Annotated in this window: 20 protein-coding genes and 1 riboswitch; of the genes, 12 read left to right on the top strand and 8 right to left on the bottom strand. The window is 72.2% G+C overall.

The features are described 5' to 3' along the window. Positions 1-94: 94 nt before the first annotated feature. From KBX00_RS08140 to KBX00_RS08120, 5 genes are all read left to right on the top strand, one after another. Positions 95-1,105 carry an ATP-binding cassette domain-containing protein gene (locus KBX00_RS08140; RefSeq protein ID WP_301547559.1) on the top strand — a complete coding sequence of 337 codons (1,011 nt, stop codon included), beginning with the start codon at positions 95-97 and terminating at the stop codon, positions 1,103-1,105. Further along, the gene (locus KBX00_RS08135; protein WP_210824895.1) at positions 1,102-2,109 is read left to right on the top strand and encodes an ABC transporter permease subunit; all 1,008 of its coding nucleotides are present in this window, start codon (positions 1,102-1,104) and stop codon (positions 2,107-2,109) included. Before KBX00_RS08140 ends, KBX00_RS08135 begins: the two co-directional genes overlap by 4 nt. A 134-nt stretch (positions 2,110-2,243) precedes the next feature. Continuing rightward, complete coding sequence (locus KBX00_RS08130) at positions 2,244-2,627, top strand: DUF3263 domain-containing protein (protein ID WP_210824893.1); 384 nt, start codon at positions 2,244-2,246, stop codon at positions 2,625-2,627. A 171-nt stretch (positions 2,628-2,798) separates the two neighbouring features. After that, positions 2,799-3,701, top strand: coding sequence for a hypothetical protein (locus KBX00_RS08125; RefSeq protein ID WP_210824891.1), 903 nt, complete (start codon positions 2,799-2,801; stop codon positions 3,699-3,701). Positions 3,702-3,804: 103 nt separating this feature from the next. Next, the gene (locus KBX00_RS08120; RefSeq protein ID WP_210824889.1) at positions 3,805-4,311 is read left to right on the top strand and encodes a GNAT family N-acetyltransferase; all 507 of its coding nucleotides are present in this window, start codon (positions 3,805-3,807) and stop codon (positions 4,309-4,311) included. Positions 4,312-4,321: 10 nt separating this feature from the next. Here the strand turns inward: KBX00_RS08120 and KBX00_RS08115 are convergent, their stop codons facing one another. From KBX00_RS08115 to KBX00_RS08085, 7 genes are read right to left on the bottom strand one after another with little or no spacing between them, the layout of a single operon-like run. Continuing rightward, the gene (locus tag KBX00_RS08115; protein WP_210824887.1) at positions 4,322-6,616 is read right to left on the bottom strand and encodes an AAA family ATPase; all 2,295 of its coding nucleotides are present in this window, start codon (positions 6,614-6,616) and stop codon (positions 4,322-4,324) included. Positions 6,617-6,651: 35 nt separating this feature from the next. Next, positions 6,652-7,167 carry a hypothetical protein gene (locus KBX00_RS08110; RefSeq protein WP_210824885.1) on the bottom strand — a complete coding sequence of 172 codons (516 nt, stop codon included), beginning with the start codon at positions 7,165-7,167 and terminating at the stop codon, positions 6,652-6,654. Between the two features lie 42 nt (positions 7,168-7,209). Beyond that, entirely contained in the window at positions 7,210-7,980 is a 771-nt protein-coding gene (locus tag KBX00_RS08105; RefSeq protein ID WP_210824883.1) for an ATP/GTP-binding protein, read from the bottom strand. Further along, entirely contained in the window at positions 7,958-8,440 is a 483-nt protein-coding gene (locus KBX00_RS08100; protein WP_210824880.1) for a DUF742 domain-containing protein, read from the bottom strand. Before KBX00_RS08100 ends, KBX00_RS08105 begins: the two co-directional genes overlap by 23 nt. After that, the gene (locus KBX00_RS08095) at positions 8,437-8,901 is read right to left on the bottom strand and encodes a roadblock/LC7 domain-containing protein (protein ID WP_164448556.1); all 465 of its coding nucleotides are present in this window, start codon (positions 8,899-8,901) and stop codon (positions 8,437-8,439) included. The genes KBX00_RS08100 and KBX00_RS08095 overlap by 4 nt, the downstream gene beginning before the upstream one ends. Continuing rightward, positions 8,898-11,456: a nitrate- and nitrite sensing domain-containing protein gene (locus KBX00_RS08090; RefSeq protein ID WP_210824878.1), complete on the bottom strand. Its 2,559-nt coding sequence runs from the start codon at positions 11,454-11,456 to the stop codon at positions 8,898-8,900. Before KBX00_RS08090 ends, KBX00_RS08095 begins: the two co-directional genes overlap by 4 nt. Further along, on the bottom strand, positions 11,443-12,615 hold the full coding sequence (locus KBX00_RS08085; protein WP_210824876.1) for a hypothetical protein: 1,173 nt from the start codon (positions 12,613-12,615) through the stop codon (positions 11,443-11,445). The genes KBX00_RS08090 and KBX00_RS08085 overlap by 14 nt, the downstream gene beginning before the upstream one ends. A gap of 369 nt (positions 12,616-12,984) precedes the next feature. Here KBX00_RS08085 and KBX00_RS08080 point away from each other — a divergent pair, with 369 nt between their 5' ends. Next, positions 12,985-15,852 (top strand): alpha/beta fold hydrolase, encoded by a 2,868-nt coding sequence (locus KBX00_RS08080; RefSeq protein WP_210824874.1) that lies wholly within the window; start codon positions 12,985-12,987, stop codon positions 15,850-15,852. Next, positions 15,852-16,751, top strand: coding sequence for an ABC transporter permease (locus tag KBX00_RS08075; protein WP_210824872.1), 900 nt, complete (start codon positions 15,852-15,854; stop codon positions 16,749-16,751). The genes KBX00_RS08080 and KBX00_RS08075 overlap by 1 nt, the downstream gene beginning before the upstream one ends. A 15-nt stretch (positions 16,752-16,766) precedes the next feature. Here KBX00_RS08075 and KBX00_RS08070 read toward each other — a convergent pair whose 3' ends face one another. After that, on the bottom strand, positions 16,767-17,519 hold the full coding sequence (locus tag KBX00_RS08070; protein WP_210824870.1) for a DUF4232 domain-containing protein: 753 nt from the start codon (positions 17,517-17,519) through the stop codon (positions 16,767-16,769). Between the two features lie 204 nt (positions 17,520-17,723). On the opposite strand from KBX00_RS08070, the gene KBX00_RS08065 reads away from it, so the two are divergent. From KBX00_RS08065 to paaN, 5 genes are all read left to right on the top strand, one after another. Further along, positions 17,724-18,170, top strand: a complete 447-nt coding sequence (locus tag KBX00_RS08065) for a DoxX family protein (protein ID WP_210824868.1) — start codon at positions 17,724-17,726, stop codon at positions 18,168-18,170. A gap of 120 nt (positions 18,171-18,290) precedes the next feature. Next, a riboswitch (SAM riboswitch) is annotated at positions 18,291-18,426 on the top strand. Positions 18,427-18,435: 9 nt separating this feature from the next. Beyond that, positions 18,436-19,722 carry a threonine synthase gene (thrC, locus tag KBX00_RS08060; protein ID WP_210824866.1) on the top strand — a complete coding sequence of 429 codons (1,287 nt, stop codon included), beginning with the start codon at positions 18,436-18,438 and terminating at the stop codon, positions 19,720-19,722. A gap of 241 nt (positions 19,723-19,963) precedes the next feature. Then, positions 19,964-20,983: a GNAT family N-acetyltransferase gene (locus tag KBX00_RS08055; protein WP_210824864.1), complete on the top strand. Its 1,020-nt coding sequence runs from the start codon at positions 19,964-19,966 to the stop codon at positions 20,981-20,983. Positions 20,984-21,033: 50 nt separating this feature from the next. Then, entirely contained in the window at positions 21,034-22,053 is a 1,020-nt protein-coding gene (locus KBX00_RS08050) for a GNAT family N-acetyltransferase (protein WP_210824862.1), read from the top strand. 53 nt (positions 22,054-22,106) lie between these two features. Continuing rightward, on the top strand, positions 22,107-23,780 hold the full coding sequence (gene paaN, locus KBX00_RS08045; RefSeq protein ID WP_210824860.1) for a phenylacetic acid degradation protein PaaN: 1,674 nt from the start codon (positions 22,107-22,109) through the stop codon (positions 23,778-23,780). The last annotated feature ends 21 nt before the right edge of the window (positions 23,781-23,801 follow it).

Genomic DNA, 23,801 nt, shown 5'->3' with positions numbered 1-23,801 from the left:
TGTTGCGGCGTGGCGCTGCATACCGGGTATTGCCTACGCTTGCATACCGCGTATGGTGTCGTGGTCGCCCACACACCAACGGGGGAGGTGCAGCTTGCCAGCTGTCCTGGAAATCGAAGGTCTCCGAAAGACGTATCGAAGTCGACGCCGTGGCACCCGCAACGCCCTGGACGGCTTCGACATGCGGGTCGAGGCGGGCCAGGTACACGGCTTCCTCGGGCCCAACGGGTCGGGTAAGACCACCACGCTGCGTACGCTGCTCGGCCTGATCCGGCCGGACGGCGGCCGGATGGCGATCCTCGGGCACGAGGTGCCCGGGACGCTGGACCAGGTCGCACCGCAGGTCGGCGCGATCGTGGAGAGCCCGCAGTTCTTCCCGCACTTCACCGCGCGGGACACGCTGTCGCTGCTGGCCGGCGCCGGAGACCTGCCCCAGCAGCGGGTCGACGAGGTGCTCGAACTGGTCGGCCTGCGCGACCGGTCCGGTGAGCGGGTCAAGACGTACTCGCTCGGCATGAAGCAGCGGCTGGCGGTCGCCTCGGCACTGCTCAAGAACCCGCGACTGCTGATTCTGGACGAGCCGGCCAACGGCCTCGACCCGGGCGGCATCCGGGAGATGCGCACGCTCATGCGCAATCTCGCCGCTTCCGGGATGACGGTGGTGCTGTCCAGCCACATCCTCGGCGAGATCCAGCTGATCTGCGACTCGGTCACCATCATCTCGCTGGGCCGGCGGGTCGCGTTCGGCCCGGTCGACGAGGTGCTGGCCCAGCACTCGTCCGGCGCGGTCCGGGTGCGGCTGGAGGCGGTCACCGACCTGCCGGCCGCCGCCACCGCGCTGACCCGGGCGGGCGTACGCGTCACCACGAACGAAGACCACCTGATGCTCGCCGGGGTGGACAAGCCCGCCACGGTCACCCGACTCCTGGCCGAGCAGGGCCTCTACGTCAGCGAACTCGCGCCGATCGCGGTCGATCTGGAGAGCGTCTTCCTCGAACTGACCGCCACCGCGCCGGTACCCGGTCAGCACCGGCAGGTCGACCAGTCCGTACGAGTCGACGGGACGGCGCCGTCCGCGCCCGCCGGAGGAGGTTGGGGCGCGTGAGTCTCTTCCGTACCGAACTGCGCCGGCTGGCCAAGCGGCGCTTCGCCCGCTGGATGACCGCCGGTGGCCTGCTGGTGCTGGTCCTGGTGGCGGCCGGCATGTTCCTGAGCAACGAGAAGATCGGCCCGGAGCAGCGGGCGGCGGCTGAACGGGCCGCCGCGGCGGACCACCAGGAGGCGGTCCGGGCCAGCGAGCAGGATCGCGTCGCCTGTGAGCGGGCCAAGGCGGAGGGCACCGAGTTCTGGACCACCGACTGCGCGAGCATCAACCCGCCGCCGCGCGAGGCGTTCGAGGCGAGGTGGTACCTGCCCTCGACCTTCGACTTCCGGGAGACCTTCGGGGAGATGCTGATCCCGCTCGCCGCGATCCTGGGCATGGTCGGCTTCGTGGTCGGTGCCTCCTTCGTCGGCGCCGAGTGGAACACCGGCGGGATGATGAACCTGCTGCTCTGGCGGCCCAAGCGGCTGACCGTCCTGCTGACCAAGCTGGGTGCCCTGCTCACCGGACTGCTCGCGCTGGCGTTGCCCGCCACGGCGGCCTGGTTCGGCAGCATGTGGCTGATCGCCAATCTGCGTGGCACCACCGCGGGGATGACCTCCGGGACCTGGCAGTCGTTCCTGCTCACCGGCTTGCGCGGCATCGTGCTGGCGCTGGTGGCGGCGACGGTGGGCTTCGCTCTGGCATCGCTCGGCCGGCACACCGCGATGGCGCTCGGCGGTGCCATCGCGGTGATGGTGGTCGGTCAGGTCGGGCTCGGGATCCTGCTGGATGTCGCCGGGGTCCGCTTCGCCGAGGCGTGGCTGCTGCCCACCTACGCGTTGGCCTGGATGACCAAGACGATCACGCTCCAGGACTGGCGGTCGTGCAACGCGACGTACACCGGTCAGTGCGAGCCGGCCACCCTGGACATCACCTGGCAGCACTCGTCGGTGCTGTTCACCGTCGGGGTCGTGCTCTTCCTCGGCGCGGCGCTGTGGACGATGCGCCGACGCGACATCACCTGAGCCGGCGGTGGGCGCGACCGCCGTCGGTCGCGCCCACCGGCTGCGTGGTCGGATGCGCCGGGTGGTGGCCCTGGTTACGCTGGTGGGCCCGGTTGGCGTCGCCCGAGCCGGCCGCCCCCGCGTTGAGGAGCCACATGCAGCCCGCCGACGCCACCCCGGCAGCGCAGACCGGTCCGGACGCCGTCACAGTGCCGCCGCCGAGGTCCGCCCCCGAGGTCGAGACGGCCCCGACCCAGGATGAACCGCAGGCCGGGGTCGAGGCCGAGGAAACTGCCGCTCGGCCGGCCGAGGCGCTCGACGAGCGGGAGCGGGAGATGCTCGCCTTCGAGCGGCAGTGGTGGCGGCACGCCGGTGCCAAGGAGCAGGCCATCCGCGACCGGTTCGGGCTCTCGGCCACCCGCTACTACCATCTGCTGAACGCACTGCTCGACAAGCCGGCGGCCCTCGCTGCCGACCCGGTGCTGGTGGGTCGCCTGGTGCGGCTGCGCGCCTCCCGGGCCCGCACCCGCCGTCGCTGACGGGCGGGCCGACCACACCCTCAGCCGTGGATCGGCGACGAGCCCGCGTGTCGTGCCCGCAACGTCAAGGAGTGTCTTCCGGCGCCAGGTGGGTAGCCGGGGCGGGGGGAGGTGGCGATGACCGGCGGGGGGCCCAGACAACCGGCACGAACGGCGCACCCGGAGACCGGTGTGCCCGAGGCGGCTTCGAACGAGCGCCGCCGGGGTGCGGTGATCGGGACCGCACCCGACCTGCGGGTACGGTCCGCGTCCGCCCCGCCACCCGGTCGGACGGTCAACGAGGACCTGGTGTTCCGGTTCGGGCCGCTGGTCGGAGTGCTCGACGGCGCCACCGTACCGGAGGGCTTCGACACCGGCTGCGTGCACGGCCCGCAGTGGTATGTCCGGCACCTGGCCGCCCGGCTCGGCCTGGCGGAGGCCGCCCGCCCGGCCGCGACGCTGGTGAGCAACCTGGCCGCGGCTATCCTCGCGGTCCGCTCCGACCACGGCGAGCAGTGCGACCTCGATCACCCCGGCACCCCGTCGAGCACGGTGTGCCTGCTCCGCGACGGCGGCGACCAGGTCGACTACCTGGTGCTCTGTGACAGCCCGCTGGTGCTCGACACCGGTGGTCGCGTCGACGTGGTGGTCGACGACCGATTGGCCACCTCGGCGGCCGACCTGCGGGATACCGCCGACCTGCTGCCCGATTCGGCCGACCGGGCCACCCGGTTCCGGCGTGCCGTCACCGCGCAGCGGGAGCGGATGAACCGTACCCACGGTTACTGGGTCGCCGCCGCCGATCCGGACGCCGCCTACCACGCGGTGGTCGGCACGGTGCCCCGGCACGGACCTGCGGCGTTGCGTCGCGCCGTGCTGCTCACCGACGGCGCCTCCGCCGTCGTCGAGGAATTCGGGTTGCTCGACTGGTCCGGCCTGCTGGACGTGGTGGCTACGCAGGGCCCGGACGCGCTCATCGACCGGGTCCGCGCCGCCGAACGGGACCATCCCGACCGACGGCGTCGGCACAAGGCGGCCGACGACGCCTCCGCCGTGTACTGCGAGTTCGCCCGGCCGGACGATCGCGGAGCGTGACCCGGGAGCTGATTCGACCCGACCGGTCGGTCCGCTTCACCGGAGGGGCCGGTCGTCGCCAACCGGGTGGACGTGCGGCGCCGGGCGCGGAAGACTGCGGCACGTGACTGGTGCGGTCCGGTTGGAGCCGGTAAACGAGCGGAACCTCGAACCGTTGCTCTCGGTGGCGGTGGCCGAGGCGGAGCCGGCCGACGTCATGCCGCCGGTGGAGGCGCCGGCCGGCTGGTCGAACGCGCGGCGGGAGGCGTTCCGGGAGTTCCACCGGGCCAGCTTCGGTGGGCTGGGTGCGTCCACCCGTCGCGCGATGTACGCGATCGTGGCGGGCGGCGAGGTGGTCGGCATGATCCGGATGAGCCGACGGGACGAGCCCGGTGTCGCCGAGGTCGGCATGTGGCTCGGCCGGTCGGCCCGTGGTCAGGGGATCGGCGCGGCAGCGTTGCGGGAACTGTTGCACCTGGCGGCGGCGGCCGGCATGCGGACCGTGGTCGCGGACACCGCGCCGGAGAACCGCGGCGCGCTGTCCGTGCTGGAGAAGTGCGGCGCGAAGCTCCGCGAGGCCGACGACCGGGTGTACGCCGAGATCTCGCTGGACGACGCGACCGCCTGCTGACCGGGTGCGCTCAGCCGCGCTGTTCGGCGTACGCGGCGAGCCAGGCGACCTGAGCCGGGTCCAGGGACGGACGGACCCGCGACCGGGCCGCCGCGACGTGCTCCGCGGTGACCGTGGAGGCGGTCAGCGACTCGCGCATCGCGGCCAGCGCGGCCTCCCGGACCAGCGCCGCACAGTCGGCGGCCGAGAACCCGTCCAACTCAGTACCGACGGCGGGCAGGTCGACGCCCTCGGCGAGGGGCACGTTGCGTGCGGCGGCGCGCAGGATCTCCGTCCGGGCCTCGGCGTCCGGTGGCGGCACGTACACCAGCCGTTCCAGCCGACCCGGGCGCAGCAGCGCCGGGTCGACCAGGTCGGGACGGTTCGTCGCGCCGACCACCACGACGTTGCGCAGCGCCTCCACCCCGTCGAGTTCGGTGAGCAGCGCGGCCACCACCCGGTCGGCGGTCCCACCGTCGGTGGCCTGGCCGCGTATCGGGGCGAGGGCGTCCACCTCGTCGAGGAAGACGAGCGTCGGGGCGGCCTCCCGGGCCCGACGGAACAGCTCCCGTACCGCGCGTTCGCTCTCGCCGACCCACTTGGAGAGCAGTTCCGCGCCCTTGACCGACAGCACGTTCGCCCGGCCGGTCCCGGCCAACGCGGTCACCAGGTAGGTCTTGCCGCAGCCCGGCGGGCCGTAGAGCAGCACCCCGCGTGGTGGTTGCACGCCGAGCCGGGCGAAGGTGTCCGGGTAGGTCAACGGCCACAGCACCGACTCGGTAAGCGTCTGCTTGACCTCCACCAGGTCACCGACATCGTCCAGGGTGACCCGGGCCAGTTCGAGGGTGGCGGCGGCCATGGTGGTCGGCCGTATCACCTCCAGGGCGGCGGTGAAGTCCGCCATCAGCACCGTGGGAGTCTGCGCCGACTTCTGCCGCAGCGCCGCGCGCACCCCGGCCTCACGGACCAGCGCGGCCAGGTCGGCGGCGACGAAACCGGGGGTACGTGTGGCGACCTCGTCCAGCCGTACGTCGTCGGCGAGCGGCACCGGGCGGGTCAGCACGGTCAGCTGCTCCCGGCGCAGAGTGGCGTCGGGCAGCGGTACGTCGATCCGCATCGAGAGCAGGTCGGGTGAGCGGAGGGCCGGGTCGACCGCCTCCGGCCGGCTGGTCGTGCCGACCACTGCCGCGCCGGCCTGGACGAGCCGTGCCACGCACTGCCGGAACACCGTCGCCACCGGTCCGGCAGCCTCCGCCGGGGCCAGCGCCTCCACGTCGGTCACCAGCAGCACGGCCGGCCCGCCGGCCAGCGCCTGCGCCGTCAGCGCCCGCAGCCGGGCCGCTGCCGAGTCGTTGGTCAACGCCGCGACCTCCGGCGCCCAGAGCGGATGCATCCGGGCACCGACCTGGGCGGCCACCGCCCGGACCAGGGCCGCCTTGCCGGAGCCGGCCGGACCGCTCACCAGCACCCCCAGCGCCACGGTGGTGCCCAGCCGGCTGAGCACCTCCCGATGGTGGAAACCGAGGTCGAGCAGCTCGGTCAGTTCCTCGGCCTGGGCGCGCAGGCCGGGCAACTCGTCCACCGACGGCACGTCAAGACCGGTCGTGCTCCCGTCCCGGCCGTCGGCCACCGTCCCGGTGCCCGTCGGTCGGCCGCCGTTCGTCCCGGCGCCCCCTGTGCCGCCGTCGCCCGGCCCGTCTGCTCCGGTCGGACTGGGAGCAACCGAGCCGGCCCCGGCGCCACCGTGGGTCGTCGGGCCGTGCTCCCAGCCGACGAGGGTGTCCATGGTGACCAGCGCGCCCGGATCCGGTTCGGCGGCCAGTACCCGCAGCAGGGTGCTGGTCCACGCGTAGCCGACCCGGGTGGCGAGGCTACGCCGGGCCACCTCGACCAGGGTGCGGGTCGAGGCGTCCGGCAGCACGTCCTGAGGCAGCAGGGAGACGTCGTCGCCGGTGGTCACCACCTTGCCGAGCAGGGCCAGCCGCAGCATCTCCGGGGAGACCACCGCGACGATCTCGGCCGGCCCGGCGAGCAGCACCCGGCGGGCCGGAGTCACCGGACTCGGGCTCAGCCGCACCTGCCCGCCGTCGCGGACGCCGAGGTTGCCCAGCATCAGGTCGTCGGCGTGCAGCAGTCCCGCGCTGGCCGTGCCGTCGGCCGCCGCGACCAGGCCGGCGGTCACCCGTCGCCCGGCCAGCCGGACCGGGTCACCGGGGCGCAGCGCGAGGGCGGTGAGCGCCTCCGGGTGCAGCCGGACGATGCCCCGCCGGGCGTCCAGTGCGGCCGGCCGCAGGCTCGCGATCAGGGTCAGCTCGGGTTCGCCCACCGCCCGACCCTAGCGCCTGGTCACCCGTCGTCCGGTCAGCCCGCCGGCTCCTCCCCGGTGAGCAGGGACGGATCCCGGCGGATCAGCTCGGCCAGCCGGGCCGCCGGGTCGTCGCTCAGCCCCTCCTGAGCGGTGGACCAACCGGGGACGGTCTTCACCGACAGCGGCCAGGAAGGTGGCGGTGCGGCGGGCTGTCCGCTCACCGTGACCTTCTGGTCGACCCAGGCCACCCGGAGGTCGTACGCCTGCCCGTCGTGCTCGACCCGAGCGGCGACGGATGCCCCCGGATGCGCGGCGACGGCCGCGCGCAGCGCCTCGGCCACGTCCTCCACCGGGTGCCGGGGCGGTGCCTCGTGGGCCGGTTCGTGGATACCGGCCCAGCCGGGTCCCGCGTTGCGGCTGTCGGTCCGGCCCCAACCGGAACCGGACCCGTGGCCCGGCTCCGGACCGGGCTGTTCGTCGGCCGGCACGGTCGGGTCCGCAGCCCGTCGGCGCAGCGCCTCCTCACGCCGACGCATCCGGGCCAGAGTCTCGTCCAGTCCGCCTCTCATCCGCCTCACCCCTTCCCACGAGGGGCCCGCGAGCCGGTCGGCTCAGGCCCGTTTCTCCCGGGTGGCCCGGTCCAGCGCACGATCCAGGACGACCAGCAGGGCGTCCCGGACCGAGAGCCGGTCCCGCGCGTCGAACTGCACCATCGGTACATGTTCGCCGATCGCCAGAGCCCACCGGATCGCGCCGAGGTCGTGCGCCAACCGCCCGTCGAAGGCGTTCACCCCGACCACGAACGGCAGTCCCGCCCGTTCGAAGAAGTCGACCGCCGGGTAGCAGTCGTCGAGCCGGGCGCTGTCGACCACCACCAGTGCGCCGAGTGCTCCCCGGGCCAGGTCGTCCCACATGAACCCGAAACGGGTCTGGCCCGGTGTGCCGAACAGGTAGAGCTTCAGGCTTCGATCGATGGTGACACAACCGAAGTCCATCGCCACCGTGGTGGTGGTCTTCCCGGAGCGCTGACCAGGGTCGTCGACCCCGATCCCGGCGGTGGTCATCTCCGCCTCGGTGGTCAGCGGGGCGATCTCCGAGATCGATCCCACGGTGGTGGTCTTGCCGACACCGAAGCCACCGGCCACCAGGATCTTCACCGGGATCGGCGGTGTCGCCCGGTGGGTACCCGGCGCGGCGGGCGTCGCGGCGGGCGGCCGGTACGGTGGCGGTGCCGTGGCGGCGTGGGGCGGTGGCGGTGGCGCGGTGGCCCGGCCGATCGACGGCGGGGTCGGTGCGGGGCCGCTGTAGCGGGCCGCGGCGCTGTTGGCGGCGAGCGCGCCCGGTGGCGCGGCGGGCCAGTCAGGAGATTGCACGGAGTCCATCAATCACTCGCAGGATGACGTCGGGGTCGAGGGCGTCGTCGGCGTCGGTCACGTGTACGTCCAGGTGGCCGGCGGCGCGCAGATCGCCCACCAGCACCCGGGTCACGCCGAAGTGCAACCGGGTCTTGGCGGAGATCTCGGCCACCGAGATCGGCTCACCGCAGAGCGCCACGATCGCCTGGAGTTCCGGGGCCAGCCGGGCGGCCGTGACGCTCCAGGATTCGGTTGTCGGTCGGGCGGTCACCTGGGTTTCCAGGCCGATCGTCGGATCGGCACCGGCCACCCGGCCGGCGGTCAGCACGAAGGGGCGAGGTCCGCTCGGCCCGACCTCCTCCGTCTCCGGTCCGATCGCCGCCGGTGCGCCTGCCGGGCCGGCGGAGCCGGCCGGGGAGGACTCGCGCAGGTAGGGCCGGATGCGTATCACCGGCTCCTGTTCGGCACCGGCGGCGTCGGGATTCATTGCTGTACGGAGTTCTTGAGCTCGGCGATCAGCCGCGGGGTGAGCGCCCCACCGGCCCGGCCGGCGAAGAGGGTCATCTCGTAGGCGACGGTGCCCAGGTTCGCCGACCGGTCGGCGACCACGCCGAGCACCGAACCACTGCTGATCGCGCTGATCAGGAGATAGCCCTCGGCCATGTCCACCACCACCCGGTTCAGGCCGCCCAACGCGTACCAGCTGGCGGCACCGCCGGCGAGGCTGGTCATGCCGGAGACGACCGCGGCGAGACGTTCCGCGTTGGACCGGTCCTTGATCGCGGACATGGCCATCAGCAGGCCGTCCGACGACACGGCGATCGCCTCCAGCACCCCCGCGGTTCCGGAGGTGAAGGAGTCCAGCAGCCAGTTGAAGGTGCGGGCCTCGGGGCTGAGGTCTCCGTGGCTCTGGTGGTCGAGGTTCTCGTGCACGTGCGGGCTGGTCAACGTGGCGTTCCTTCGTCGTCGCTGCGGTGGTTACGGACGTCGCGCAGAGCCCGGGCCACGCCCGTCTCGAACGCGGTCATGCGATCGCGGACCTCGGCCGGATCACCCGGGTCCTCAGTGAGCGGTTGTTGCGGCAGCTGCTCGATCAGGTTGGCGCCGGGCACTCTGCGGGACAGCTGGGACAGCCCCGGGGGAGCCGGCGGTGCGACCGGCTGTGGCAGGGCGTCGGCCTGACTCTGCTCGGCCCGGCGTACCCCCGACTCGAACGCCTCGACAGCGGCGCGGGCGGCGCTCGGATCGACGCCACCGGCGTCGACCGGGCCCACCTTCGGTGCCGTCCTCGGCAGGCTGGCACCGGGGACCCGCTGCCGGATGCCGGGCATCGGGGCCGGCGGAGCCGCCGACACCGGTGCGGCCTGGGGCACCGTCACGGTTTCCAGGTCGGTGTTCCCGGCGGGCTCCGGGCCGGTGGCGAACGCATCCCAGGACTCGGACACCTCCATGCTCTCGGACGCCCGGGTCAGCAGCGTGGGGTTGAACCCGGACGAAGCCACCGCCGGTTCCGTCGGAGGGACGGACAGGTTCACCGCCGTCGGGGCGTCCCGGGCCGGTGGCACCGGTTCAAGCTGGTGTCGGGCCGGCAGGGCGGCCACCGGCGCGGCCCGGCCGACCGGCGGGACCGGTAGGCCGGCCGGCTCGGGCGTCCCGAGGACAAGTGACGTACGGGGAATCTGGAGGGTGGCGGTGACACCGCCGCCCGGGGTGGCGGCCAGACCGACCGCCCAGTGGTGCCGGCGGGCCAACCGCCCCACCACGAACAGCCCCAGCACCTCGGTGGGGGCGAGGTCCAGCCGCTCCCGGCGGGTGAGTCGGGCGTTCTCGTCGGTCAGCCGCGCCTCGGTCATGCCGATGCCGTGGTCCACCACGGTGAGCTGTACGCCGCTCTCGGTGAGTTCGCCGCTGACCAGCACCCTGGTGTGCGGCGGCGAGAAGACGGTGGCGTTCTCCATCAGTTCGGCCAGCGCCAGCACCAGGTCGCCGACGATCGCCGGTGCCGCCGCGGCCTCGCTCGGCACCTGGACGTCCACCCGGGTGTAGTCCTCGATCTCACCGAGGGCGAGGCGGGCCACGTTGGCCAGTGGAACCGGCGCGACGTGCGCGACGTCGCCCACCGCTCCGGAGAGCACCACCAGGTTGCCCGCGTTGCGCCGCAGCCGGCTGGAGATGTGGTCGAGCCGGTAGAGGTTCTCCAGCCGTCCCGGATCGGTCTCCTGCTGCTCCAACCGGTCGATCAGGGCGATCTGCCGACCGACCAGGTTCTGGGTACGCCGGCCCACGTGACCGAACATCTGGGCGACGTTGCGTCGGCTCGCCGCCTGCCGTTCCACCAGCCTGGCGGCGGTGTTCTGCACCCGTTCGAAGGCCCGGGCCAGGTCGCCGACCTCGTCCCGGGCGCGGACGTCGACCGGATCGAGTCGGACGGGTTGGGCGTTGTCGGTCTCGTCGTCGGCCACCCGGACCAGTTCGGACTCGGCGACCCGGGCGACCCGGTCCGCGGAACGGGTCAGCCGGGTCAGCGGCCCGGTCACCGTGCGGCCGATGGCCAGGGCGAGCAGCACCACGCCGACCAGGATCATCGCGACCAGGCCGGTCACCCAGTACGCCCCGGCCAGCGCCGCCTGCCGTTGGGCGCGTACCTCGGCGGTCACGTCGGCGACCAGCTTCTTCTCGACGAACTGACCCAGCGTGATCAGCGAGGAGACGGTCGGGAAGAGCGCCTGGACAGGGATGTCCGCCACCGCCGCCGCCGGGTCGAGCGCGCTCTGTTGCAGGAACTCCGGGTTGGTCCGGGCGTCCACCGCGGTCTGCTCGATGTTGACGAGCGCCTGCTGCTCCGGAGTGAGCAGGCCGAGCATCTTGTTGCTCTCCGACTGCAGGGTCGCCATGTTGGCCACGAATGCGGTGGCGAGCTGCGGGTTCGGTGCGGCGGCGACCAGCACGATCAGGGCACCACCGCCGCTGAGTCCCTCGCTCTTGCGCAGGATGCTGTCCAGGGCCAGCGTCTGCCGTCCGGCCGGGGTCCGGGTGTCCACGTCGAAGGGCAGCCGCAACGAGTCGATCAAGGCAAGGTGAATCGGCCCGTACGCCCCGATCACCTGTGGCGGCGTCGCCTCGCCGGCCAGTACGGCCGTGCGTACCTCGGCCAGTTGCGCCACGCCGTCGAGTGCCCTGTCCACCTCGGCCGGCAGCTCGTCGTCGAAGTCGACCCGCAGGTCGACGATCCGGTCGTCCACCTCCGCGATCTCCTGCACCAGCGCGCTGCGTTCGACCTGCCCGAGCAGGAGGCCGATGGCGAGCATGCGTTCCCGCTGCAGGTGCTGGAGCAGGGTGCCGACCCGGCTGGCGAGCTGGACGGTCTGGTCGATCTCGCCGGCCCGCTGGGCCACTCCGGCTCGTTCCAGGACCACCGGCAGGGTCAGCCCCAGCATGCAGAGCAGGGGAATGGTCACCAGCAGGGTGAGCTTGCCCCGGATCCGGAGCCTATCGAGCAGCATCGAAGGGCCTCCACCGATCCGGATCATGGACCTGTCCCACCGGCTGTAGCGCCGGTGGCGGTTCGACGGTGCGTGCCCCGGCGGCGTCCCACCGGCCACCGGCCGGCGGTGCCGGTGCGCCGCCGGCCGTGGGTGTGGCTGAAGTGTCTCGCGGACGGGACATCCAGCCGCTCACCGCGAGCCCGACCAGCAGCAGTGCGGCAAGACCGCCCGCGCCGAGAATCAGCAGACGATCCCGGTCCAATCCGTCGAGGCGCTCCACCAGCAGCCGGTCGATCTCGTCGAGAAGGACCGGCTGGAGTTGCTTCGCGGCCTGTTGGGCCTCGTTGCGGGCCGCGAGGAGTCGGGTCGTGTCGACCGTGCCGGCCCGGTCGATCGGCTGGGAGTGCAGCGCCATCGTCTCGACGGCCCGCTGGTACGCGTCGAAGGGGGTGAGCACGTTCGCGCCGAGGTCGGCGCTCTCCGTGTTCTCCACCACCGCGCGCAGGTTGTTGGCCAGGTCGTTCGCGGGTTGCAGGGCGGCGGCCCGGAGGGTGGCCAGTTGGCTGAGCGACTGGATCCGTTCGGCGTCGGACCGGCGGTTCATCAGTACGGCCAGGTCGGTGAGGCGACCGGCGGCCACCATGGCCTCCGGCATCTCCTCCGCGACGCCGTCCTGAAGGAAGTACGCGTCGACACCGGTGTCCCGGATCAGGCCGGAGGTCTCCCGGACCTTTCCGTGCAGGGCCAGCAGCAGATCGGTCACCTCGCCGTACACGGTGAAGGCGGCCTCCCGGTCGGTGAGCGCGCGTTCGGGCAGCGCCTCCAACTTCGCGCGGAGTCCGGCCCACCGCTCGCTGGTGCTCAACTCGCCACCGATGCGCGCGTCGACCGTGGCGGCCCGCTCGACCGCCTGGTCGAGGGTGTCCCGCCGCAGTGGCCGGCCGGTGACGGCGGCGCTCTGCGCGTCGACAAGCGCGTCGGTCACCGGGCCGAGGGCGCGCAGGTACTCGACACCGAGACGCTCCCGTGCGACGACGTCACGGTCGGTGTCGACGAGTTCGTGTGCCTGTCCGACGAGGAACGCCACCGGCGCCAGCAGCGCGGTGGCGAGTAGCAGCGGCAACAGCCGGCCCGGTGTCCGGGGCCGGCGACGGACCCGCGGAGCGGGAACGGTCATGGTTGTCTCCTCCGGCGTGGCGCAGGTTGTCCGACGGCGTCGACGAGCCGGTCCCGTGCGCCGGACCGGAAAACTAATCGAAGCCTGCTGGTCTGGGCTCGGTCGGCGACGGTCAGGTTTGCGTCACTTCGAGCGATGTGACTAACGGCGATCAATTCGCTCACGGTAAGTACCGCTGACCCGGGAGATAGGCGTACTTGAGTATAGATTAAGATGAAAGGCAGGAATTCCCGCGATGCGAAGTCATCCCAAAGGTTCGCCGACTGCATGCTGTGCAGACGACCTTCGCCGGATGACGATCGGGCTATCAGAACGGACGTACGGCGGATCTCAGCTAATACTCAGGTTGCGGGCCGTACCGTTTGCCCAATGAGATCGCCGTTCTCGGCCGCGCGGCTGCGACGTGCCCTGCCCACCGGTCGCCGGGCCCTCGCCGCCACGGCGGCTGTCGTCCTGCTGGCGGCGGCCGTGGTGTGGGCGGTCTGGCCGGACCGGCCGGGCTTCCGTACCGAGTCCGCGATGCTCACCGTCCGGTCCGGACCGGACGGCGACGAGCCGGTCGACCTGGACACCACTCTGTATCTTCCGCGTGCTGCCGGCGCTGGCCGTGAGGTGCCGGCGGTGCTGCTCGCGCACGGCTTCGGCGGCACCAAGGAGTCGGTCCGCACCGACGCCGAGGACCTGGCCGACCGGGGCTACGCCGTACTGACCTGGACCGCGCGCGGCTTCGGCCGCAGCGGCGGGCAGATCCACCTGGACAGTCCCGACCACGAGGTACGCGACGCCCAGCGGTTGCTGGACTGGCTCGCCGCACGCCCCGAGATTCGTACCGACGCCGCCGGTGACCCCCGGGTGGGCGTCGTCGGCGGCTCCTACGGCGGGGCGCTGGCACTGCTGCTCGCCGCCCAGGACCAGCGGGTCGACGCGATCGTTCCCATGATCACCTGGAATGACCTGTCCCGCGCCTTCCTGCCGGAGAGCACCGGCGGCGAGCCGACCGAGGGCGTGTTCAAGTCCGGCTGGGCCGGCATCTTCTTCGGCGGCGGCGGAAACGTCGGCTCCGGCCCGGCCGGGATCTCCGGCACCGGCGCCGAGACGCCGGAGGGCGCGCCGGGCGCCGGGCCGCCCAGCCCCGCCCCGGGCCAGGGGCCTGGCACCGCCCCCGGTGCACCGGCCGTCGGCGGTCTGCCCGATCCGTCCTGCGGGCGGTTCGCTGCCGACGTCTGCGCCGCGTACCTGCGCATCGCCGCCAGCGGCCGGGCCGACCAGGCCGCCGTCGACCTGCTGCGGCGGTCCAGTCCGGCCGGGGCGCTGGACCGCATCACCGCGCCCACCCTGCTGGTGCAGGGCGCGGCGGACACCCTCTTCCCGCTGGCCGAGGCCGATGCCAACGCCCGGGGGATCGCCGCGAACGGCACCCCGGTCCGGGTGGCCTGGTTCACCGGCGGCCACGACGGCGGCTCCGGACCACAAACGGACTCCGACCGGGTCAAGTTCCTCACCGCGCAGTGGCTCGACCACTACGTCGCGGGTGACGGTGACTCACCGGGCGACACCTTCACGTTCTCCCGGATCGCCGGCTTCGACGCCATGGACCGTGGGCTGGTCGCCACCGGCTACCGCATCGACGAATACCCCGGTCTCGGCGGCGAGTCCCGCGTCGAGGTGGCCGTGGCCGGCCCGGCCCAGCCGGTGGCCAACCCGCCCCGCGGCAACCCCGCCGCGATCTCCTCGGTGCCGTTCGCCGGCTCGTTGAGTTCACTGCTCAGCGGGGTGGCCGCCGACATACCCGGGCAGCACGCCCGGTTCGAGTCCGAGCCGCTGACCGAGGCGGTCGACATCGTCGGTGCGCCGACCGTGTCGCTGCGCGCCGCGTCGAGCAGCGGCGAGGCCGTCCTCTTCGCCAAGCTCTACGTGGTCGACCCGGAGGGGGCGGCCACCCTGCCCAGCGGGCTGATCGCGCCGATCCGGCTCAGCGGCCTGCCGGCGAGCGTCGACGCCGCCGCGCCGGTCACCGTGACCCTGCCGGCGATCGTGCACCGGGTGGCGGCCGGTCACCGGCTCCGGCTGGTGGTGGCCACCTCGGACCAGGCCTACACGACCCCGATCGAGCCGACTGTCTACGCGGTCGCGGTGGGCGACACCCCGGTCAGCCTGCCGACGGTCGACGCCGACCCGATCCCCACCGAGGCGGCGCTCTGGCGCTGGATCCTGGTCGGGCTGCTCGCCGCGATCGTGCTCGGGGTCGTCGTGCTCGTGGCCGTGCTGCGCCGCCGGCACCGTCGCCAGGACACCTCCGTGCATCCGGAGTACGCGGACACCCCGCTGGCCGTGCGCCGACTGCGCAAGGAGTACGCCGACGGCTTCGTGGCCGTCTCCGAGGTGGACTTCGAGGTGCACCCCGGTCAGGTGGTCGGCCTGCTCGGGCCCAACGGCGCCGGCAAGACCACCACCCTGCGGGTGCTGATGGGACTGACCCAGCCGACCGCGGGGGAGATCTACGTCTTCGGGCATCGACTGGTGCCCGGCTCGCCCGTGCTGTCGCGGATCGGCGCCCTGGTGGAGGGGCCGGGATTCCTGCCGCACCTGTCCGGCCTGGAGAACTTGCGGGCGTACTGGCGGGCGACCGGCCGGCCGGAGGCCGACGCCCACTTCGAGCAGGCCCTGGAGATCGCCGGGCTGGGTTCCTCGGTGCACCGACGGGTGCGCAAGTACAGCCACGGCATGCGACAGCGCCTGGCCATCGCCCAGGCCATGCTCGGGCTGCCGGAACTGCTGGTGCTCGACGAACCGACCGACGGGCTGGACCCACCGCAGATCGCCGAGATGCGCCGGGTGCTCCAGCGCTACGCCACCGACGGCCGGGCGGTGTTGGTCAGCAGCCACCTGCTCGCCGAGGTGGAGCAGACCTGCACCCACGCCGTGGTGGTGAACAAGGGCCGGATCGTGGCCTCCGGGCCGGTCGGGGAAATCGTCGGTGACTCGCCAAGCGTGCTGTTCGAGGTGAGTGACCCGGGCGCGGCCCGGACCGTGCTCGACGGCCTCGGTGGGGTACGGGTCCTGGACGACGCCGACGGGCAGTTGGTGGTCGACACCAACGGCACCGCCCGCAGCGAGGTGGTCGCCGAACTGGTCCGGGCCGGGATCGCGGTGGACCGGGTGGTGCCCCGGCGTCGCCTGGAGGATGCCTTCCTCGCCCTGGTGGGCGAGAACTCTCGGGGAAGCGGGGACCGGTGATGGCGGGATCGACTGTCGAGCCGACGCGGGACACGACAACCGTTGCCGCCTCGGGGGCGGCGGCCGGTTACCGGCCCGCCCGGACGCTGCCGTTCGGCGCGGAGTTCCGCCGGCAGGCGTCGCGTCGGCGTACCCAGCTGGCGCTCGGCTTCATGGTGCTGTTGCCGCTGATCATCCTGATCGCGTTCCAGTTCGACCCCAACGACGACGACAACGGTGGCGGAGAGTTCGGCAGCCTGATCGATCTCGCCACCTCCGGCGGGCTGAACTTCACCCTCTTCACGATTTTCGTGTCGGCCTCGTTCCTGTTGGTCGTGGTGGTCGCGCTGTTCTGCGGCGACACGGTGGCGAGCGAGGCGAGCTGGGGAAGTCTGCGCTATCTGTTGGCGGTTCCGGTGCCCCGCGCCCGACTGCTCACGGTGAAGCTGCTGGTCGCGCTCGCGTACTCGGCGCTGGCGCTGGTACTGCTCGCCGGCACGGCACTGGCCATCGGCACCCTGCGCTACGGCTGGTCACCGCTGCGCAGCACGGTCGCCGCGCAGTTGGAGCCGGGCGAGGGACTGCTGCGGCTGCTCGCGGTGCTCGGGTACCTGGCGATCGTCCTGCTGGTGGTCGCGGGCCTGGCGTTCCTGCTCTCGGTGACCACCGACGCGGCGCTCGGCGCGGTGGGTGGCGCGGTGCTGCTGTGGATTCTCTCCAGCATCCTGGATCAGATCACCGCGCTCGGCGCGATCCGGTCGTTCCTGCCGACCCACTACAGCACCGCGTGGTTGGGACTGCTCTCCACCCCCGTGCAGACCGACGACATCGTCCGGGGCACGGTTTCGGCGATCTGCTATGCGACCGTGTTCTGGGGCCTGGCCTTCTGGCGCTTCACCCGCAAGGACATCACCAGCTGAGCGCACCGTACGTGGTCAGAGCAGCGGGACCGGTGTGGTGGGCGGCGGGACCGGTATGGCGCGCGTCGGCTCCGGCGTGCTCGGCGTCTGCTTCCGCCAGGCGCTCACCCCGAGCCGGTCGGTGTTGCCCAGGTCGATCCGCCCCTCCATGACGACCCGTTGCGCGGGCCGGCCGGGCAACGGGGCGATGTCGAGGTGCTCGGCGTTCGTCGCTACCACGGTCGGGTTGTCGACCAGGTTGCGCCAGAGCAGTGCGGCGCCGGCGGCCTCACCGGGGGCCAGCACCAGCGACCGCGGTGGATCGTCGAAGCCGGAGGTGATCCCTTTCGCGCCCCGGATCACCCGGACCGGGATGGCCTTGCCGTCCGCGTCCCGCAGGCTCGGCTCCGGATATCCACGCAGCCGGTAGGGGCGGTCGCCGCAGTTGACCAGTTCCAGGCCCATCGCCCGCAGCCCCATCGCGGCGCTGACGCCCCGATAGGTGATCCTCACGCCGGAGTCCGGGCAGCCGGACGTCGGACCGTTGCTCCCGCCGGGATGGCCGTCGCGGGCAGGCGTGCCGCCGAGACCGCCGTCGCTGGGCGGCGTGGCGCCGGAGGTTGCGGCGCCCGGTCCGCTGGAGCCCGGGACCGGGCCGGGCGGCACCGCCACGATGTCGCCGGCTGGTGCGCACCCGGAGAGCAGGCCGAACGCTGCCGCGATCGAGATCGGCACCGAGCGGAGCCGACAACCACCGGGAGCCGAGCTGCGGACCGTTGTGCGTGGCATCGGAGCATCGTCGCATTGGCGGCGCCGACTCTGTCGCCCGCCGCTTGAACGGGTAGCGGGCGGCAAGGCGCCGGCCGTGGTGGTGCTCCCGGAAGTTTCGGCCGCTAGACTGAATATGGGAGCGTTCCCAACAAGAGAGATTGCATCGACAACTATATATGAAGTCCGCATTCTGGTACCACCACCCACTCGTAGGAGGTACCAATGCGCACTGACCGGTTCGGCGGGCCGGCTCTGTCCCTGTTCCGTATTGTCATCGGGCTGTTGTTCCTCATTCATGGCATGTCGTCCGTCTTCGGCGTCTTTGGCGGCAACCGTGGTAGCGGCGAGGCGGTGCCGCTCGGCCAGTGGCCGGGCTGGTACGCCGCGATGATCCAGTTGGTCTGCGGCGTCCTCGTGCTCCTGGGGCTGTTCACCCGGCCGGCGGCCCTGCTGGCATCGGGCTCGATGGCCTACGCGTACTTCGTGGTCCATCAGCCCGAGGCGTTGCTGCCGCTGCGGAACAACGGCGAACTGTCCGTCCTCTTCTGCTGGGCGTTCTTCCTGGTGGCGGTGCTCGGTCCGGGCACCTGGGCGGTGGACAACCTGTGGCGCCGAGGGGCGGCGACGGTCACCCTGGATCAGGCTGAACCGCGGTCCGTGCCGGCCTGACGGCGATGCTCAGCGGCGCCGGGGGGTACGGCAACGGCGCCGCTGAGGTTTCGCTCACAGGCTGGGATTGTCAGGCGACGGCCGCGTCCGGATTGCCTAGACTCGGCGACACAACTGCATACCTCATCCAGAGGGGCTGAGGGATACGGCCCGACGACGCCCCGGCAACCACCCCGCGCGCTCATCGATGAGCGTCCGGCGGGGCAGGTGCCAATTCCGTCCCCGCCGCAGGGTGCGATGCGGGGAAAGATGAGAGGACTTCGACATGACGTCGACGCTCGCCCCGTCCGGCATCGACACCGCCGCCAGCCCCGCTCGCGCCCTGGTCTGTCGGGCCTGTTCGGCCCGCTACCCGCTCGCCGCCCAGCACGCGTGTTACGAGTGTTTCGGCCCGCTGGAGGTCGACTACGATCCGGCCGCGCTCGCCACCGTCACCCGCGAGCAGATCGAGGCTGGCCCGCGCAACCTCTGGCGGTACGCCGCCCTGCTGCCCGTCGGCCAGGATCCGGCCACCAGGGTCACCCTGGATCCCGGGTTCACCCCGCTGGTGGCCGCCGACCGGCTCGCCGCCGAGTTGGGCATCACCGCCCCGTTGTGGGTCAAGGACGACAGCGCCAATCCCACCCACTCGTTCAAGGACCGGGTCGTGTCGGTGGCGCTCACCGCCGCCCGCGCGCTCGGCTTCTCCCGGTTCGCCTGCGCCTCCACCGGCAACCTGGCCAACTCCGTCGCCGCGCACGCCGCCCGGGTGGGTACGCCGTCCGTGGTCTTCATTCCCGGTGACCTGGAGCAGGGCAAGGTGGTCACCACCGCCGTCTACGGCGGCGACCTGGTCGCCATCGACGGCTCGTACGACGACGTGAACCGGCTCTGCGGCGAGCTGGTCGAGACCGACGAGTTCGAGGACACCGCGTTCGTCAACGTCAACGTGCGGCCGTACTACGCGGAAGGATCCAAGACGCTCGGCTACGAGGTGGCCGAGCAACTCGGTTGGCGGATCCCCGCCCAGGTGGTCATCCCGATGGCCTCGGGCGAACTGCTCACGAAGATCGACAAGGCGTTCAGTGAGCTGGTCGAGATCGGCCTGGTCGAGGCCCCGGCCGGCGGCTGGAAGGTGTTCGGCGCGCAGTCGGCCGGTTGCAACCCGATCGCCACCGCGCTGCACGCCGAGACCGACACCATCACCCCGGTCAAGCCCACCGGCATCGCCAAGTCGCTGAACATCGGCGATCCGGCGGCTGGGCTGTACGCCCTGGAGGCGGTGCGTCGCACCGGCGGCTGGATGGACTACGCCGACGACGACGAGATTCGCGCAGGTGTGCGCCTGTTGGCGCGTACCACCGGGGTCTTCGCGGAGACGGCCGGCGGGGTGACCGTGGCGGTGCTGCGCAAGCTGGTCGAGTCGGGGCGGCTCGACCCGACCGCCGAAACAGTGGTGTTCAACACCGGCGAAGGGCTGAAGACGCTCGACGCGGTCGCCGGTGAGGTGGGCCCCACCCACCGGATCAAGCCGTCGTTGCGGGCAGCTCGGGATGCGGGCCTGCTGAGCTGACCGTGATGGCGGCTGAGTAAGCGGGAATTCGCAGGGAGTGAGCGAAACACGCCGCCAGGGACTTGACGGCCGCAAACGGACGGCGCAAAATGCTCCGTGCGGGAGGGCGCTTCGCCGTAGACTTTCAGTCTTTACGACCCAGCGCCGGAGGCGTTGTGCGATCGTCCCTCCCGACCAACGTTCCGAACGGGCCAGCGAAATTCGCTGGCCCGTTCGTCTGTCACTGGCGCAGGCTGCCGGCATGACCATCACCATCACCCTGGTCGGGGCCGCCGACGAGGCGGCCATCGAGCAGGCGTATCAGGTCGGTGCCGCGCAGGTGGCCGCCGATGAGCCGGACTTTCCACCCCTCTGCCGGCAACGATTCACCGCCCTGCTGCGCCATCCGATGCCGGGCTACGAAACCATCATGCTGCTGGCGCGGATCGATGGTGAGCCGGCCGGTTTCCTCCGGCTGGACCTGCCGCAGCTGGACAACACCGAGAACGCCTCCGCTGAGCTGATCGTGGATCCGGCGCAACGCCGCCGAGGCGTGGGTCGAGCGTTGGCCGAACACGGGCTCGGCCTGCTGCGCGAGCGTGGGCGCAAACGGGTGAGCGCGATGAGCCGGGCGGAGCTTGCCGACGAGCCCGGCCGTCGATCGCCGGGTAACGCGTTCGCTGCAGCCATCGGCGCGGTCGATGCCCTCTCCGACGTGCGGCGGCGTCTCGACATCGCTGATCTTGACCAGGTGGCGCTGGACGCGCTGCTGGCCGAGGCCCGGGGCCGGGCGGTCGGCTACGAGGTGCTGCGCTGGCGCGGGCGTACTCCCGACGACCTGGCGGCCGACGTGGCGTACCTCGACGGGCGGCTGCTGGCCGACGCGCCAATGGGCGACCTGGCGTGGGAGCCGGAGCGGGTCGACGCCGAACGGCTACGCGGCACCGAGCTGGCGCTGGAAGCGCGCGGGCGGCGGCGCTACCACGTGGGAGTCCGTCACGCGGCGTCCGGTCGGCTGGTCGCGTGGACGCTGCTGGACGTCGGTGCCGCCGCGGACTGGCACTCGTTCCAGCAGATCACCATCGTCGACCCGGAGCACCGGGGTCACCGTCTGGGCCTGCTTTCCAAGATCGAAAACCTGCGACACCTGCTCGCCCACGAGCCGGGCGTCCGGGTGATCGACACCTTCAACGCGGCCAGCAACGACCACATGATCGCCATCAACGAGCAGCTCGGGTTCCGGGTGCGGGACCGGTGGAGCAACTGGCAGCTCAACCTCTGACCGGCGAAATTTGGTGGCGGCGCCGGGGCGGTGCCGGCACGCTCACGGCCATGGACATCGCCGTCATGCCGTACGAGTCCACCGACGAGGCGGCGCTCGACGAGGCGTACCGCGTTGTCGCGGCGGCGCAGGCGGTCGACCTGCCCGATCTGCCGGTGGGAGACCGGACCGAGTTCGGGCTCCTGGTCGCCCATCCGCCGCACGGCAACGTGATCCATCAGGCGTTGGCCCGGCGGGCCGGCGAGGTGGCCGGCCACCTGCGGATGCGGCTGCCGCAACTGGAGAACACCGGCATCGCCACCGTCGAGCTGACCGTCGATCCGGCGCAGCGGCGGCGGGGAGTGGGCCGAGCACTGCTGGCGTACGCCCGGAAGGTGGCCGCCGAGCACGGCCGGGAGCGGTTGATCGGTGAGACCTCCGGGTCGCTACCCGGCGGACCGGCGCGCGAGGCGCCCGGGGCGGCCTTCGCGGCGGCGGCCGGAGCGCAGGCCGCGCTGGCCGAGGTGCGGCGTCGACTGGACACCACGCGACTCGACCCGGCGGCCCTGACCGCCCTGCACGACGCCGCCCGCGCCCGGGCCGCCGGCTACCGGACGGTGGCCTGGCGGGGGCCGGTGGCCGAGGAATACGTGGTCGACATCGCCCGGCTGGAGAGCCGGCTGCTCGTAGACGCGCCGATGGGAGATCTCGCGATCGAGGCGGAGCAGGTGGATGCCGCGCGGCTGCGGGAGATCGAGCGGATCCAGCGATTGCGGGGCCGACGGCGTTACCACGTCGGCGCGGTGCACCAGGCGACCGGCCGGATGGTCGCCTGGACGATGATCGACAGGGGCCCCTCGACGCCGTGGCACGCCTGGCAGGAGATCACCATCGTCGACCCCGCACACCGGGGGCACCGCCTCGGCCTGCTCGTCAAGGTCGAGAACCTTCGGCACGCACTTGCCCACGAGCCGGCCCTGGCCGCGATCGACACCTGGAACGCGGCGGTCAACGATCACATGATCAGCATCAACGAGCAGCTCGGGTTCCGTCCGGTCGACGCCTGGACCGATTGGCAGCTGACCATCTGAAGTTGTGACACGCCCCTACTGATCTGAGGGCTTCGTGTTGCATGATGGCGGGCATGACGGAGACCCCGCACCCCTGCTACGCCAGGCACGCCGAGACCCTCAACCGCGCGCTGACCGCGATCACGGAGCGGGGATACTGGTCCGCCTACCCGGAATCACCGAGCCCACGGGTGTACGGCGAGACCGCCGCCGCCGACGGCAAGGCCGCCTTCGAGGCGTACCTCGGCGCCGACTTTCCGCTCGACCAGCCGGGCGGTGCCGACCGGGTCGCCACCGAGCACAGCCCGTTCGGCGTCGCGCTGAACGTGCGGTACCCACACGCCGGGGCCGACCAGCTGGTCGCCGCCGCGTCCGCCGCGCTGCCGGCCTGGCGGGACGCCGGCCCGCAGGCCCGGGTGGGTGTCTGCCTGGAGATCCTCGATCGGCTGCACAAGAACATCTTCGAGCTGGCCAACGCGGTCCAGTTCACCAGCGGCCAGGCGTTCGTGATGGCCTTCCAGGCCGGCGGCGCGCACGCGCTGGACCGGGCGCTGGAGGCGCTCGCCTATGCGTACGCGGAGATGACCCGGCACCCGGGCACCGCCGGCTGGGAGAAGGCCGCCGGCAAGGGCGACCCGCTGCGGATGTCCAAGACCTTCCACGTGGTGCCCCGGGGTGTGGCCCTGGTCATCGGCTGCAACACCTTCCCCACCTGGAACTCGTACCCGGGCCTGTTCGCCTCGCTTGTCACCGGCAACCCCGTCGTGGTCAAGCCGCACCCGCGCGCCGTGCTGCCGCTGGCGGTCACCGTGCGGTACGCCCGCGAGGTGCTCGCCGAGGCCGGCTTCGACCCGAACCTGGTGCTGCTGGCGCCCGAGGCGCCGGGCGAGCAGCTCGCGTCGACCCTCGCCCTGCACCCGGCGGTCCGGATCGTCGACTTCACGGGCTCCACCGAGTACGGCGACTGGCTGGAGGCCAACGCCCGCCAGGCGGCGGTGTACACCGAGAAGGCGGGGCTCAACACGGTGGTGATCGACTCCACCGACGACTTCGCCGGGATGTGTCGCAACCTTGGCTTCACGCTGACGCTCTACAGCGGGCAGATGTGCACCACCTCGCAGAACATCCTCATCCCCCGGGACGGCATCGACACCGACCAGGGACACAAGAGCTTCGACGAGGTGGCCGGGGGCATCGCCGCGGCGGTCGGCAAGCTCACCGGCGATCCGGCCCGGGGAGTGGAGTTGACCGGGGCGATCGTCAACGACGGGGTGCTGGAGCGGCTGGACGAGGTCGCCAAGGTCGGTTCGCCGGTGCTGGAGTCGCGTACCGTCGAGCACCCGTCGTTCCCGGACGCCGTGGTGCGTACGCCGACGATCGTCAAGCTGGACGCCGGCGACACCGCGACCTACTCCCGGGAGTGGTTCGGGCCGATCTCCTTCGCCATCGCCACCGACTCCACCGCGCACAGCCTGGAGATCCTCCGCTCGACCGTGGGTGAGCAGGGTGCGCTCACCGCGGCGGTCTACGCCACCGACGACGCGGTGCTGGACGCCACCGAGGCGGCGGCGATCGAGGTCGGGGTGCACCTGTCGGCCAACCTCACCGGCGGCGTCTTCGTGAACCAGTCGGCGGCGTTCTCCGATTTCCACGGCAGCGGCGCGAACGCGGCGGCGAACTCGGCGTTGACCGACGGGGCGTACGTGGCGAACCGGTTCCGGATCGTGCAGAGCCGCCGGCACGTCTGAGGGGTTGCGGTGGTGGCTCCG

Origin of the sequence: Micromonospora sp. C95 (assembly GCF_018070465.1) — a bacterium.
In the GTDB taxonomy this organism is placed as follows: Bacteria; Actinomycetota; Actinomycetes; order Mycobacteriales; family Micromonosporaceae; genus Micromonospora.
Note: the sequence above shows the minus strand (reverse complement) of the source record. Positions and strands in the feature narration are given on the sequence as shown.